Below are 12,713 nucleotides of genomic sequence, written 5' to 3'. Positions count from 1 at the left end.
ACAGGTCGATGTTGATGCAGCAGAGAGCGCAAACGCCTTTCATAGAGCTCTTCAAAGGCTTCGCGGCGATATCAACTCGCGGCCTTCTTGCGGGATAAGCGTTCCAACAGAGTGAGATACGAGGAACCCCCGGTGGTCACAGGCCCTTTCGAGAACAGCTTTCACGGTTCAGCGTACCGTTTGCCATGCCCGATCCAAGAACCTTCAGCGCATGGCGGATGACGATCTACTGATGGCCATAAAAGCGAGGCCCGATGAAACTCTCTCGGAGATTATGAGTCATCTGCATGAGGCATACGCTTTAGGAGCGTCGATCCCTTCTGCCGATCATCTCCTTGCCCGCAACGCCCACCCAACACACCATGACCGTCATACCGGACAAGGCGAGCAGAGCGAGCCGCCGATCCGATATCCAGAGTCGCACTTATTCCACACCGCCGCCGTCATACCGGAGAAGCGCAGCGTACATCCGGTATCCAGAGCCACACGCACCAGCGGATGGTGAGACGCTCTATTGGATCCCGCATCAAGTGCGGGATGACGCTGGAGTGGTAAGGTCTACCGCCTAACGGGCTGGATCCCGCGTCAAGCGCGGGATGGCGTTGGAGGTTGGGCAAGCGTGGAAGACGTTGGTGGGTGGCGCGCACGTGGCTGACGTCAGTGGGTGGGCGAGTGTCGGAGCAATAGAGAGTGAGTGGCGGGAGGGGCCGGAGAAGCGCGGTGCGTCGGCGAAGGGGCTCTTTGCTTTGAGTGCAAAGCATAGAAGAGCCCCCATCCCTCTGTTCTGGCCCCTGCCCTTACTCCGCTGGAGCAAGGCGGCGGCGGGAGAACAGCCCCTGTGGCGAGAACATGACCACATTGCCGAGCAAAGCCAGACACAAGCCTAGACCGTTGATCCAGCTCCAGGTGTAGCCCTCGAACACGGTGGACAGCGCCAGCGCGATGATGGGAAACAGCACGGTCGCATAGGCTGCCTTGGCAGAACCGAGCCGCGCAACCATCATCAGATAGGTCGTGAAGCCAACAACCGATCCGAAAACCGCCAGATAGACCAGCGCCCCCAAGTAAGTGATCGTGGGCGGCGCGACGATCTCCGTGCCGCTGATCCAGATGAGCGCCAGCAACACCGCCGCGCCATAGGGCATGCCCCAGGCGTTGGCCTGCACAGGCGTGAGGCCTTTGGACGAGTTGCGCCGTGACACCATGTTGCCGAGGGAAAACAAAAGTGTTCCGGCAAGGGCGCAGGCAATGCCGATGAGGGTTTCGGTGCTGGCAGAAATCGTCAGTTCCTGCGCAAACAGCAGCGTCAAGCCGAGCACGCCCAAACTGCCAGCAAAAACGGTCTTGCCGGTTATGCGGTCGCCAAAAAACAGGCGGGCATTGAGCGCGTTGAAAACCGTGGCGAACGAAAATACAACGGAGATGACACCGGATGGTACATGTTCTGCCGCCATGTAGAACATGATGAAATTGAAGGAAAACAGGCACAGGGCCTGCATCAAGATCCAGGGTTGCTCGCTGCGTTGAGGCAGTTTCAAACGCCCCATGAGGACAAGGCCAATCAGGAACACAAGTCCGGCAAGGGCAAAACGATAAAACACAGAAACAAGGACCGGGACCGGCCCGACCTGCAAGGAAATGGCAATCCAGGTGGAACCCCAGATCAGCACGGTGACAGCGAATAACAGCGCGTTCATGCTTACTCCAGTAAATGACTGCTTCCACATAGCCACATCCAGTGCAGCAGTTTTGCATGATCTTGCGGTATTCGACCAAAGCGTGTGCACATGTCGGTTTGCGCTGCAATGGCGGTGCTCTATAGTTTTTTGCCCAGTCATGAAGAAAGCATCTTGAAGTCCAGCCATGCGCGCCCCTCAGCCCGTCTCCCGTTTCTTGTCCAGCTCGCCGTGCGCCCGCCTTGTGGGTGCGATGGACCTGGGTGCTGACCGTTCAACGGCGATTTGGCGCAATCAAGACGACCATATGCTCTACACGGCACCGAAGGGGCACACGTTCAGCTTCTACCTGCAAAACGGAACGGGCACGCGCCGCGTTGACAGCGTGTCGGCGCGCGGTTGGGAAGGTGCTGTTGTGGTGCTGCCGGAGGGCTGCACTTCTGAATGGGAGATCACGACGCCGTTCGAGTTCATTCATCTTTACTTGAGCGATGAGGAACTCCGCCGCCTCTACTTCGAGACGTTCGACAAGGACGCGCGGCTCATGAATTTGACGGACCTGACCTATTTCGAAACCCCAGCGCTGTCGCAGGGTTTTCGGGCTCTGCACCTGGCCTCTGTGCATGGGGCGGCAGGCCACGCGGATGAGGCGATCAGCGAAATCGTGCACGCTTTGTTTTCCGACGGGCGCGCGCTGAGCGAACACAAAAAACAGCTCAGTGGCGGTTTGTCGCCGCGCAAGCTCTCTCTGCTGCGGGAGTTCATGGACGCGCATCTGGACCGGCCCGTAACCTTGCGCGAACTGGCGGCAGAGGTGGACATGAGCGAGTTCCATACCCAGCGCAGCTTTCGGGCCTCAACCGGCGTGTCTCCGGCAGGCTGGATGGTGCGCCGACGGATTGAACGGGCCAAAGAGATGCTGCGCGCAGGTGAACCCATGGCGCAAATCAGCGAAGCCTGCGGCTTTGCCAATCAGAGCCATTTTTCCCGCAGTTTCAAGCGGGCGACGGGGGCGAGCCCCAAGGATTTTCTAAGGCGTCTTTGAGGATGCCGCTAGGAGAGAACTCCTAGCGGGAACTGGGAATGGCTACGAGGCGTCCCTTGCCATCCTTGGCTTTGCCGCAGATCAGCAAAATGAACACCCAGGAGGTGTGAATGAAATCTGCGATAAAAAACGCAAATCCGAACAGCAGTTCTACGTCGCTCGGGTTGCTGCTGACGAAAAGCAGCACGAGCCAGCCCAGAAACAGTCCAAGGTCGACGAGACCATGAACAATGTTGCCCATGTAGAAATGATGGATGCCAATCATGCCAAACACGCCGCACAAGGTAACGGACACGCCGTAGCTCTTTGGGCTGATGTCGGCACTGCCCGCCAAGGTGCGTTTTGGCTGGGGGGCGCCACATTTCGGGCAGGTTGGGGCAGCAAAGGCGATTTTTTGCCCGCAATAGGTGCAAAAGCTCCACCCGTTATGGAGTGGAGCCTGAGGAACACTGCTCATCGTTTGAGCGGCCGACCCTGCTTGTCCTTGAAGGACCCAACAATGATCATGATCAGGTCAATGAAAGACCAGATGCCTAGCCCACCCAAAGTGATGAGCTGCAAAATGCCGGTGCCGATTTTGCCAACATAGAAGCGGTGAATGCCGAATATGCCAAAGAACAGGCAGAGCAGCAGCGCTGCAACAAATGACTTGTTGGAGGTTTCTGGACCAGCCAAGGCATTTGGTGCACCACATTTTGGGCAGTTCGGTGCTGTCTGAGCCATGCTCTGACCGCAAGTGTTACAATAGATCATATGCGCGCCAGCAGCTGGTGCTGCAGCAAGCGCTTCAGTTTCGGTGGTCATGAGGGAGCCCCTTATTCGTACTAGTGTTGGTCCCAGTGAGCGCCGGGACACGTGCTGCTAACACACGTTGTTTTACCACCAAAGCCCTAATTCATCCGAGTTTGGTAATTTTCAGTTGAAACTCTGGTCGTTCGTTAAGATATCATGAACAAAAGTATTAAAACGCATCATTTGATCATTCCGTAATGGTGAGCCAATTCATGCCAATACATCACGGGAAGGGATGGGCGCGGCGCTCTGTTAGGGAGCTTTGGCCGGCTAGGTGCCTTAGAACCGCCGGGCCAGAGACAAGGTCGCGGAGGTGCGTTCAAGATCGCCGACGAACTCGTAGGCCACTTTTGCCGCAACAAGGCCCGCACCATTGGCGAAATTGTACTTGATGCCTACATTTGCGCCTGCACCGCAATCTGAGCTGCCCGAGCCTTCATGGGTCATCTCGCAGATTGCCCGCGCGCCGACAAAGCCGTATTTGGCATTGAGCGTTTCATCCCGCTCTCCCCATGGCATGGCAAAACGCATCTCCGGCTCCAGAGCAATCCGTGTCAGTGTTACGCCGCTGACGTCTATCTTGCCTGTTGTGCTGCCATCAAGCGTATCAAAAGGAACTTTGTCCAGATCCGAGGTGCCACTCACCACAGAAAGCTGCGGAATGATGCTGAAGCCATCCCAATTGCCCCGACCAGAGAGCGTGGCACCAGCCAGATAACGAGCGCTGACTTCCTCCGTTTCAATGGCAATGCTGTCGGCTTTCAAATCGAAGCGGTTGTAATCCAGCCCTACGGAACCAAAGGCCCCGATGGTGATTTTCTGCGTCAGCCGTGACACGCCATAAATGCCGAGGCCGCCGCCAACCCGCGTTGCGTGGCCTTTATAGGTGCCGTCGATGTGCGACTGGCTGCCATCCACGCTCATATAAAGCGCCAGGGCGGAGCGCTCGGAAAAATGCCGTTCTATTGCGGCGCGCATGTCGAAACGCCCGGTAAACGTGCCTTCCGAGTTGCCCTCGATTTCGAAGTCTCCGCTGACAATCGTGTGGTAGAGGTCGCCCGCGTCTGCGGCAAAGAAGTTGGCGAACGCGTGGGCTGCACTGCCATTGTTACTGGCAAAGAAGTTTGTCAGGTAAAGGCCCTTGTTTGGCTGCAAGGCCCCGGACAATAGCCGTGTTGACGCCCCTTGAAGCATGGTCTTGCTTTCGCCCATCTGGTAGCGCAGGTCGGCCCCAAGCTCGTTCTCGATGAGAGTGACAGCGGATTTGCTTTCGCTGTCCAGGCTCCCTTCTTCCCCAGGCGTTGCTTTTACGGTCAGAACGAGGACGGCTTCTTTCTTGATGTTATAGTCGGAGAGTGTCCGGCCATCCTCTAGTTCTGTCCCGCCGAAGCTGAGGATTTGGTCCTCGGGGTCGATGTCCTCCATGTCGCTGATTTTCGTTTTCACGTCTTCGATGGAATCTGAGGATTCCACATCAAGCGTGATGATCTTGCCGCCGGGAAGACTTGCGAATATCTGCATGGCATGGGCTGACGCGATGCCACCGAAGATGAAGAACATGAACACACTCAGGCGCAGGATACTAACAGGATAACGCATTGCTCTGCCATGATTTGGTCAAGGTTATGGTTCGAGCACTACCTGCAATTCCCTTAGAAAAGATTAGTAAAATTCACCAATATTTGCCGGACCGGTCCAGTGTTTGATTGAAAAAGCGCAGTATGGGCCCTTCACCAAAGGCCAGTTTCTGCGTCTTTCCTTCATGCTCTAGATGGATGCGGGTGGAGAAAGACGCATGAGACCATTGCCAGCGCCCACTGCGAATGCACAAGCCCGAAAGGCCCGCGAACGCCCCGTTTCTCTGGTTGGCCCCAAGGCACGCCCCCAAATGGCGGACCTGATTGACAAAAGGGAAGCGGCTCATTGGGGCGAGCGCTTGCAGGCCATTTCCCATGCGCAGGGGTGGACCAAGCAACTGTCATTGGCCAGTGCGCTGAATGTGGATGTGAGCACGGTGTCGCGCTGGCTTCGGGGCGGCAAGGTTTCTGTTGAACACTTGATCGCCCTCTCTGAACTCCTGAATGTTTCGCTGGATTGGCTGCTTCTGGGGCGCGGCACCCCAACAGGTGACCGAACTGACCAAGCCCCCTATGACCCGCAATAGCTGCATGTCACAAGACGAAAGCACGCCTGCTTCTCTCATGGCTCCCTTCGCGTTCCGCATCCGGTTACCAAGCTGTTCCCGAAGGCTCTAAATTTTGATGGGTGCTTCACGCAAGGCTTTTGCATGAAACGCAACCGGTTGCAGCTTCAAAAATACCACCTGAACTGGTGTCATGGCAAAAAACCACGATAAGGACACCTGGCTTGCCATCACCCCCTCCTGCCCTTTTCGAGACCGAGGTCTATCAGGCGTTTCAGAGCCTGCCTGAAGATTTGCAGCCCCTGCTCGACCTTCTGGAGCCGCTCTCCAAGACCGTGGCGAGCTTCAGCGGCATCCTTTCTGACACCAAGGGCATAACCACACAGCTTCAACAGATTGCGGCTGAAGTCACCACCATCGAAGGGCTGCTGACTGCCGTGGATGAGGTGCCCATTGTGGGCGAAGCCACTGCGGCGCTTCAGACGGTGATGCCGGAGATTACCGAGGCCCTCGACGGCCTTACTGGCACGATGAACGAAACCATTGAACCAATCGTGACAACGCTTGGTGCGGTGCTCAGTGAGCTGTCCGTGGCACTCGACATCCTGAAAGAGTTCGTGGGTGATGCCGCTGACTTTTCCGGTGATTTCGCCAAGGTCTATGGCTTGGTGGGGCTTGCGGAGACGGTGCTGCACGACATTGCCTCTGTGGTGGGGCCAGATGCGTTGCCCGCCCCCGCGCGTGACCTGGAAAGCGCCCTTGGCACGGCCCTAAAGGTGACCAACACGGATTTGGTGCCACTGGCACTGGCCCTTGGCCGCTTCTCCCAGGCCTTGAAACCGTTGAACAAAAGCCTGAGCGCTGATCTGAACAGCGTTCAGCCTGCCCTCGACAGCGTCAAGGGGGATCTGGACAGCGTGCTGAGCAAGCTGGAGGACGTGACCTCGCCGCTGCGCACCTTGGAAAACGCCATTCCCGGCGGGTCGGCGCTGACGAACTGGATTGGCGACGGCATCAGCTGGTTGACCGACAAGATTGGTGCGTTGATCCCTTCCTCGCTGAAGAAAGAGGTGTTTGGGCCCATTGAGAACGATGTTCTGAACTGGCTGAACCTGAAGCCGCTGGAAGACGCGCTGACCGCCATTGGTGTATCTGACCTTCAAGCGCGCCAGAAGGACGTTACCCCCGATCAGGCAAACCAGGCCAAATCTCAATGGCAAGGTATTGAAGGGGCGTTTCATCAGGCGAACCTCAACCCTGCCACGCAATCAATCGAACAGGTGGCGGCAGGCCTGCTGAAGTCGGTGATCTCCGGCCCTGTGCCGGCTGGGCCGCAACAGCGGCACCAGGAAGGGGCCGCCTCATGAGCGCGCCTCGAGCTGCCCTCCGCCAATGTGAGGCCCGCACAGCGTCCTTGGTTCTTCGCAGTTATTACAATGGGTTGATCCGCTTGGCGTTTCTGTCTGGCGCCTATCACATTTCTGCGCCGTTGACCGTGTTGGAGCTACGGACGGAGCGCGACGTGCTTTTGGCCCACCCCGCGCTGAAGGGCGCCAATGGCTGTACCCCGATCCTTGAAACTCTGCAGGCCCACGGCCAAAGGGCCCATGGGCTGGCCCACGCAATGGCGCGGGGGCTGGGCCCCAAGGCAGCTGGCCACCTTGGCCTGAGCCTGTTGGTAAGAACGCCGTTTGAAGCTGCGGTGCCCGTGACGCAGGAGGCCTTGATGCAGGGGCTTGAGCGTCAGATCACACCCCTTTTTGCTGCCCGCACACTTGCGCGCGGCCTCCTGCCACCTGTCAGGGGTGGCTTTTCACAACCTCAAAGCAAACCAACAAAACCAGAGGTCTGACATGCACGCACAACCCCAGAACCACACGGCTCCGCACAGCCAGAACCACACCCCCGCCGCGGCGCACCCCATGCCGAAGCCACAACCGCCGCAACCGCCGCAACCGCCGAAAGCCGCAGGGCCTGCTGCGCCAGATGCGACCGAATGGCGGTCCATCAAGAACGATCTCGATCTGGCCAAAGGCATTCTGGATGAGGCCGCGACCGTTGTGCCCAATCTGGTGCCCGCTGGTGAAGCCCGTGAGATTACCATGGCGGTGTTGTTTGCGCTGCGCGACATTTGCACCAGCGTGGATCAGGAGCTTGCAAAAACGCTCATGGGCCGGACAAAGCAGAGCGACGATATCGACACCCTCATCTCCGGGGCCCTCGCCAACGTGAAATCCAGCAATATGATCCTGAACTTTGCTCTTCCGCTTCTGGGCAAGCTGGCGGGGCTGTTGATTGGCAAGATGAATGTCTCACCCTACCTGCAGGCGGTGCTGGTTGGCGTCTTGGAAGGGGTTGCTCAGCTCTTGCAAGAGCCCGCCTTGCAGAAGGACCTGAGCAACTTGCCCGTGCTTGGCGAGATTGAAAGCTTCCTTGGTGGCGGCACCCAGCACAAGGCAGCGTGACCTTGGCCCGCACCCGGCCTCATCGCAGCCGCTGGGTGCGCGGTTGCCGGGTGTGCGGTGGGCGGTGTCTTTCCGCCACCTGACAAAAGCCGTTGGTTGTGAACCTGTTAGCCTTCTCGCACGCGTGCGAGTTGCACACCGAAAGGCTTCCTTAACCATGCCCGCCAACTTCAGCTGATAACCCTTTGAAACAGGAGCCCTGACAACTTCTTAGTAATTTCATCACTGAAATAATTATTAGGTTAAAACAACGACTTCTATCGACTCGGGGCAATCATTGAGTGTGTTGGCGCTGGAGACGGGCATGAGTGCCCAAAAACAGCCTGACTTGGTGCAGGGCAGCGCGGTTTCGCTGGGAACCGTGAAGGGTTTTCGCGTGTCCATTCGGAAGCACTGGCAAGAGGTGCGCGCGGACTGGCAGGCCCTGCTGGCGGTGGCGCAAACCTGTCCGTTTCAAGAAAGCGGTTGGATGGCGGCTTGGTGCGAGCTGACTGCCTCCCATCACCACGCCCCGCTCCTGTTCGTGATGGTTCACGACGGGCCAGAGCTTTTGGGCATGGTGCCGCTTCATGAACGCCGGTTTGCGGGCCACAAGGTGCTGGCTTGGCAGGGCGATGATGTCAATGATTACTGCACGCCCCTTGTCGCGCCGCGCTTGTTTGAGGCCATGACCGCGCAGGACTGGGAACAGGTGCTGCAACGGGTTGCCAGCCATGTGGGCGGCGTTCACGGGGTGTTGCTGCGAAGCCAGCCTGCCGTTTTGAGCGGGCGGACCAACCCTTTTGCCCAGCTTGGCAGCCATCAACAGACGGGCATTGCCCACCATCTGGCCGTTGAGCGGCCGTGGCCCCGGTGCTACGCCGGACTGCGGGGCAAGAACACGCGCCGACGGCTTTCGCAGAAACACCGCAAACTGAAGACCAACGGGCCAGTTCATCTTCGGGGTTTACGCCGGGCGTGTGACCGGGCAGCTGCCCTGGCCCTGATGCTGCGTTGGAAAGCCGACCAACTGGACGAGCGCGGGAGCCGGAACCCGTTTCGCACCGCGTGCGGCGCGCCAACCAAGCTGACCGAGCACCTGCAAGCCGCAGTGAACCAGCCGGAAGCCCTTGGCACCATGCGGGTCTATGGTTTGTTTGTGGGAGAGCAGATGATTGCAGGCTTTCTGTGCTTTGCCGAGAACAAACGCCTTTCCGTGCTCATCAACGCGTTCAACAAGGACGCCTATCCCGAGCACTCACCGGGACAACTGCTCCTGATCCAGACCATGGAGCTGGCAGCGCGCGCGGGCATGACACACTATGACCTGATGCGCGGCGATGAGGCCTACAAGCGCGAATGGGCAAGAGATCATACCATCCTGATTGACAGCATGCTGCCGATAACCTTGCGCGGTCAAGGGCTTGCGCTGCTGCACAAGGTGACACAACGCGCCAAGCGCGCGGCGCTGAAACGCCCCCGTGTCATGGCTTTTCTGTATGCAGCAAACAGAGCCAGCCGCCATATGCAACGGGCGCTGCTGGGCCGGGAAAAAGAAGCATGAGAACACGTGCCCCCTTCTTGTTTGGCCCGTTGACCGGCAAGGCCAAGGCAGCGCTGGCAGGGGTTCTTGTCGGGTTTACTGGCCTGCTTCTTGGCGCGGTGTTCATTCAGCCATGGGCCGAGCCCAAGTGGATGTTTCTGGATGCGCTGACAGCGGCGGAGCTTTCAGGCGATTGCTGCCACGTTTACTACGGCTCTATCTCCAATCTTGGCATCATGTTGTGGTCCGGTACGGCGGCAGCATGCCTGATCGCGGCTTGTTGTCTTTATGCTGCCAAGGCCTCGGCCCCGGCGCTGCGCTTTGCCGTGTGTGCCAGTGTTTTCACCGGATGGCTCGCGCTTGATGATGCATTTCTTCTGCATGAACTGGTGCTGCCCTCCCTTGGCCTGCCGCAAGCGCTAGTGCTTGGCGTTACTGCCGGGTTGGCGCTGCTTTATGTGGCCTTGAACTGGCGTTTGATCCTCTGTCAGGAGTGGTGGGTGCTCGCCCTCGGGGTGGGCGGCCTTGCCATGTCCGTTGCGGTGGATCAGGTGTTTCACAGTCTGTCGCCGGTTCTGGTCTATCTGGAAGACAGTGCCAAGTTCTTCGGCATCGTGTGCTGGGCCGGTTTTCACCTGATGACCGTTTTTCTGCTGCTCACCGAGCTTTTGACAGACCGGCAAGGAGCGCGTTCATGACCGCTGATCGACATCGCATTCTGCTGCTTGGCAACTATCGTCCCACGCTGACCTTGGTGCGCACGCTTGGTGCTGCCGGGCACCACCTGACCGTGGGGCTGGAAGGCAGCGACGGCGGGGCAGAGTTCAGCCGCCATGCCAACGCCACATGGGACCACCCCAGCCTGCTGAAGGACGAAGACGCATTCCTGACAGCCTTGGAGGCCTATGTAGCGCGCAATCAGATTACGCTGCTGTTTCCGGTTTCAGAAGAGTTTGTGACCTGCTTCGTGCGCCACCGGCAGCGGGTGGAAGCCCTTGCCCCTGTCGCCATGATGGAGCCGGAGCTGGTCTCTGCCTGTCTGGACAAGGTGGGCATGATGCAAAGATGTGTCCGTCTTCAGGTGCCGTGTGCGCCGTTTGCGCTGGCCCGCTCGGCGGAGGAGTTGCAAGCTGCCTGCGATACACTCGGTTTTCCGCTGGTGGTGCGCCCGGAACTGTCCACCCAGCGGCTTGGCGGCAAGAAAGCGGTGACGCTGCACACGGCGCAGGACGTGGGCACTCTTGTGGCACTGTGGCACAACCGCAGCTCTGCCCTGGTGCTGCAACAGCACTTCAGTGGGCGGCGCTACAACCTTTATTTTGCAGCGGAAAAGGGTGTTCTGACCCGCCATGTGCAGGCCGTCATTTTGCGCACGGACAGTCCGGACGGCTCTGGTCTTGCGGTGGAGGGAGAGACAATCCCCCCGCTGGAGCCGCTGCGCACCTATACCATGCGCTTGATTGCGGATCTTGAGTATGACGGCATCGGCTGTGCCCAGTATCTGGTGGAGGAGCGCACGGGCGCGATCAGCTTTCTGGAAATCAACGCGCGTATTGCTGGCAACCTGAATGTGCCAGAAGCTGCGGGCCTGGCTCTGGGGCCTTTGCTGGTGAACAAGGCGCTTGGGGTGCAGGCAACCGCCCACCCCGCCGCTTCTTTGACAGAGGGGCGTACCGGCATGCGTTATGTCTGGGTTTCAGGCGAGCTGCTGGCGGCAATTGTTGCGCAGATGAAAGGCGAAATCGGCTTTGCCACAATGGTCAAGCGCTTTGGCGTGGCGCTTGGCAGTGCGTTCCGTGCCGACCTTCACATGGTGTGGAGTTGGAAAGACCCCCTGCCCGCGCTGGTGACACTGTGGCGGCTGATGCCGTCGCTTTCCGGTGTTAAGCGTCGTTTGAAGAAGCTGTTTTTCAAGCAAGAGGAAAGCCGGGAGAAAGACAGGCAGGTGAGCCCGTGAACACACTTTCTCTGGCCCGGCCAACAGCATGTTCGCAGACCGCAGCCGTGGAGCTGACAACGCTTTCCCCTGCTGACTGGGACGGGTTTTTGGGCGGATTTGACGATGCGCTCCATGAGCAATCCGCCGCGTTCTTGCAGGCGCGATGGGGTGCGCATCGCTGTGCCTTTTTCAAGGTGAGCCAAGGCGGACAAGTCCTTGGCGGTGCGGGCGTTGTTCTGTTGAAGGTGCCCGTGATCGGCGGCGGCCTTGCCATCGTCAAATGGGGCCCTGTTTGGCGCAAAGCGGGTGAGCCAGCTGACCCGGCGCGGCTTGAGAAAGTTCTTTCAGCTTTAAAGGCGGAACTTTACGGGCGTCGGCGGTTGCATCTCACCGTGATGCCGCGGGCCGAGCCTTCGTGGCCGGGCGCGGCCGTTGAGGCGTTGGAGCGGCTGGGTTTCCGCCGCGGGGCAAAACTGCCCGCGCCCGCTCGTTACTTTGTAAATGTGGACCAGCCCTTGAGCGGCCTGCGCCAATCGCTCTCGCAAAAATGGCGATACAACCTGAAGAAAGCGGAGAAGAACGCCTTCTCGGTGCGCTTGACCGACGCCGATGAGGGGCTTGCTCCTTTCATGGCGCTTTATGAGGAGATGCTGGCGCGCAAGGGCTTTTCCGACCATTCCGCCATTGCGACCTTGCCAGCATTTTGCCAAAGCGCACCGGCGGCCTTGCAACCAATCTTTGTGCATGTAGAACACAGCGGCAGGTTATGTGCCTCAGCGGTTATTCATCGGTGCGGTGACACCGCCGCTTACCTTTATGGCGCAACCAGCGATGACGCGCTGACCCTACGGGCGGGCTATGCCCTGCACTGGGCGGTGGCAGAACGGCTGTGCGCGGACCCAGCCATCAAGTGGTATGACCTTGGGGGCAATGACCTTGACGCCGGTCTGCATCAGTTCAAGAGCGGTTTTCTTGGCAAGACCGGCGTGCAGATGGAATGCCCCGAGGACTATCATGTCAGCGCCAGCCTCAAGGCGGCACTCGTTGCGCGCGCCGCTTTTTTCCTGCGCCGGGCCAAGCAGCAGACCGATCGTCTCCTGTCTGCGCTCAAAGCACGCATTGGGCGCTAGG

Annotated in this window: 14 protein-coding genes; 9 read left to right on the top strand and 5 right to left on the bottom strand. The window is 58.9% G+C overall.

Annotation, left to right across the window (positions count from 1 at the left end; genetic code table 11):
• Nucleotides 1-797: 797 nt before the first annotated feature.
• A complete protein-coding gene (locus tag Q3Y58_RS07035) occupies nucleotides 798-1,697 on the bottom strand; it encodes a DMT family transporter (protein WP_319621678.1) in 900 nt (299 codons plus the stop codon).
• A gap of 166 nt (nucleotides 1,698-1,863) precedes the next feature.
• On the opposite strand from Q3Y58_RS07035, the gene Q3Y58_RS07030 reads away from it, so the two are divergent.
• Nucleotides 1,864-2,721: an AraC family transcriptional regulator gene (locus tag Q3Y58_RS07030; RefSeq protein WP_319621677.1), complete on the top strand. Its 858-nt coding sequence runs from the start codon at nucleotides 1,864-1,866 to the stop codon at nucleotides 2,719-2,721.
• Between the two features lie 22 nt (nucleotides 2,722-2,743).
• Here Q3Y58_RS07030 and Q3Y58_RS19505 read toward each other — a convergent pair whose 3' ends face one another.
• The 3 genes from Q3Y58_RS19505 to Q3Y58_RS07015 all read right to left on the bottom strand — a co-directional run bounded on the left by Q3Y58_RS19505 (nucleotide 2,744) and on the right by Q3Y58_RS07015 (nucleotide 5,112).
• A complete protein-coding gene (locus Q3Y58_RS19505) occupies nucleotides 2,744-3,178 on the bottom strand; it encodes an NINE protein (protein WP_413697795.1) in 435 nt (144 codons plus the stop codon).
• On the bottom strand, nucleotides 3,175-3,525 hold the full coding sequence (locus tag Q3Y58_RS07020) for a TM2 domain-containing protein (protein ID WP_319621674.1): 351 nt from the start codon (nucleotides 3,523-3,525) through the stop codon (nucleotides 3,175-3,177). Before Q3Y58_RS07020 ends, Q3Y58_RS19505 begins: the two co-directional genes overlap by 4 nt.
• Before the next feature lie 267 nt (nucleotides 3,526-3,792).
• Entirely contained in the window at nucleotides 3,793-5,112 is a 1,320-nt protein-coding gene (locus tag Q3Y58_RS07015) for a ubiquitin-like protein (RefSeq protein WP_319621672.1), read from the bottom strand.
• 196 nt (nucleotides 5,113-5,308) lie between these two features.
• Here Q3Y58_RS07015 and Q3Y58_RS07010 point away from each other — a divergent pair, with 196 nt between their 5' ends.
• Nucleotides 5,309-5,677 (top strand): helix-turn-helix domain-containing protein, encoded by a 369-nt coding sequence (locus Q3Y58_RS07010; RefSeq protein ID WP_319621670.1) that lies wholly within the window; start codon nucleotides 5,309-5,311, stop codon nucleotides 5,675-5,677.
• 87 nt (nucleotides 5,678-5,764) lie between these two features.
• On the opposite strand, the gene Q3Y58_RS07005 is transcribed toward Q3Y58_RS07010, so the two are convergent.
• A complete protein-coding gene (locus Q3Y58_RS07005) occupies nucleotides 5,765-5,887 on the bottom strand; it encodes a hypothetical protein (RefSeq protein ID WP_319621668.1) in 123 nt (40 codons plus the stop codon).
• On the opposite strand from Q3Y58_RS07005, the gene Q3Y58_RS07000 reads away from it, so the two are divergent.
• The 7 genes from Q3Y58_RS07000 (at nucleotide 5,881) to Q3Y58_RS06970 (ending at nucleotide 12,712) form a co-directional block, all read left to right on the top strand.
• Nucleotides 5,881-7,023, top strand: coding sequence for a hypothetical protein (locus Q3Y58_RS07000; RefSeq protein ID WP_319621667.1), 1,143 nt, complete (start codon nucleotides 5,881-5,883; stop codon nucleotides 7,021-7,023). The genes Q3Y58_RS07005 and Q3Y58_RS07000 overlap by 7 nt on opposite strands.
• Entirely contained in the window at nucleotides 7,020-7,508 is a 489-nt protein-coding gene (locus Q3Y58_RS06995; protein WP_319621666.1) for a hypothetical protein, read from the top strand. The genes Q3Y58_RS07000 and Q3Y58_RS06995 overlap by 4 nt, the downstream gene beginning before the upstream one ends.
• 70 nt (nucleotides 7,509-7,578) lie before the next feature.
• Entirely contained in the window at nucleotides 7,579-8,121 is a 543-nt protein-coding gene (locus tag Q3Y58_RS06990) for a hypothetical protein (RefSeq protein WP_319621665.1), read from the top strand.
• Nucleotides 8,122-8,425: 304 nt separating this feature from the next.
• Nucleotides 8,426-9,664 (top strand): GNAT family N-acetyltransferase, encoded by a 1,239-nt coding sequence (locus Q3Y58_RS06985; protein WP_319621664.1) that lies wholly within the window; start codon nucleotides 8,426-8,428, stop codon nucleotides 9,662-9,664.
• Nucleotides 9,661-10,341 carry a hypothetical protein gene (locus Q3Y58_RS06980; RefSeq protein WP_319621663.1) on the top strand — a complete coding sequence of 227 codons (681 nt, stop codon included), beginning with the start codon at nucleotides 9,661-9,663 and terminating at the stop codon, nucleotides 10,339-10,341. Before Q3Y58_RS06985 ends, Q3Y58_RS06980 begins: the two co-directional genes overlap by 4 nt.
• Complete coding sequence (locus Q3Y58_RS06975) at nucleotides 10,338-11,600, top strand: ATP-binding protein (protein WP_319621662.1); 1,263 nt, start codon at nucleotides 10,338-10,340, stop codon at nucleotides 11,598-11,600. The genes Q3Y58_RS06980 and Q3Y58_RS06975 overlap by 4 nt, the downstream gene beginning before the upstream one ends.
• Entirely contained in the window at nucleotides 11,597-12,712 is a 1,116-nt protein-coding gene (locus Q3Y58_RS06970; RefSeq protein ID WP_319621661.1) for a lipid II:glycine glycyltransferase FemX, read from the top strand. The genes Q3Y58_RS06975 and Q3Y58_RS06970 overlap by 4 nt, the downstream gene beginning before the upstream one ends.
• Nucleotide 12,713 lies beyond the last annotated feature (1 nt).

Origin of the sequence: Nesiotobacter zosterae (genome assembly GCF_033843645.1) — a bacterium.
Classification (GTDB): domain Bacteria; phylum Pseudomonadota; class Alphaproteobacteria; order Rhizobiales; family Stappiaceae; genus Pseudovibrio; species Pseudovibrio zosterae.
Note: the sequence above shows the minus strand (reverse complement) of the source record. Positions and strands in the feature narration are given on the sequence as shown.

Bases quoted from the DNA above. Each gene is read 5' to 3' on its own strand.
- Q3Y58_RS07010 (WP_319621670.1), top strand. From the start codon at position 5,309: ATGAGACCATTGCCAGCGCCCACTGCGAATGCACAAGCCCGAAAGGCC.
- Q3Y58_RS06975 (WP_319621662.1), top strand. From the start codon at position 10,338: ATGACCGCTGATCGACATCGCATTCTGCTGCTTGGCAACTATCGTCCC.
- Q3Y58_RS07035 (WP_319621678.1), bottom strand. From the start codon at position 1,697: ATGAACGCGCTGTTATTCGCTGTCACCGTGCTGATCTGGGGTTCCACC.
- Q3Y58_RS07005 (WP_319621668.1), bottom strand. From the start codon at position 5,887: ATGGCAAGCCAGGTGTCCTTATCGTGGTTTTTTGCCATGACACCAGTT.
- Q3Y58_RS06995 (WP_319621666.1), top strand. From the start codon at position 7,020: ATGAGCGCGCCTCGAGCTGCCCTCCGCCAATGTGAGGCCCGCACAGCG.
- Q3Y58_RS07015 (WP_319621672.1), bottom strand. From the start codon at position 5,112: ATGCGTTATCCTGTTAGTATCCTGCGCCTGAGTGTGTTCATGTTCTTC.
- Q3Y58_RS07020 (WP_319621674.1), bottom strand. From the start codon at position 3,525: ATGACCACCGAAACTGAAGCGCTTGCTGCAGCACCAGCTGCTGGCGCG.
- Q3Y58_RS07030 (WP_319621677.1), top strand. From the start codon at position 1,864: ATGCGCGCCCCTCAGCCCGTCTCCCGTTTCTTGTCCAGCTCGCCGTGC.
- Q3Y58_RS19505 (WP_413697795.1), bottom strand. From the start codon at position 3,178: ATGAGCAGTGTTCCTCAGGCTCCACTCCATAACGGGTGGAGCTTTTGC.
- Q3Y58_RS06990 (WP_319621665.1), top strand. From the start codon at position 7,579: ATGCCGAAGCCACAACCGCCGCAACCGCCGCAACCGCCGAAAGCCGCA.
- Q3Y58_RS06985 (WP_319621664.1), top strand. From the start codon at position 8,426: ATGAGTGCCCAAAAACAGCCTGACTTGGTGCAGGGCAGCGCGGTTTCG.
- Q3Y58_RS06980 (WP_319621663.1), top strand. From the start codon at position 9,661: ATGAGAACACGTGCCCCCTTCTTGTTTGGCCCGTTGACCGGCAAGGCC.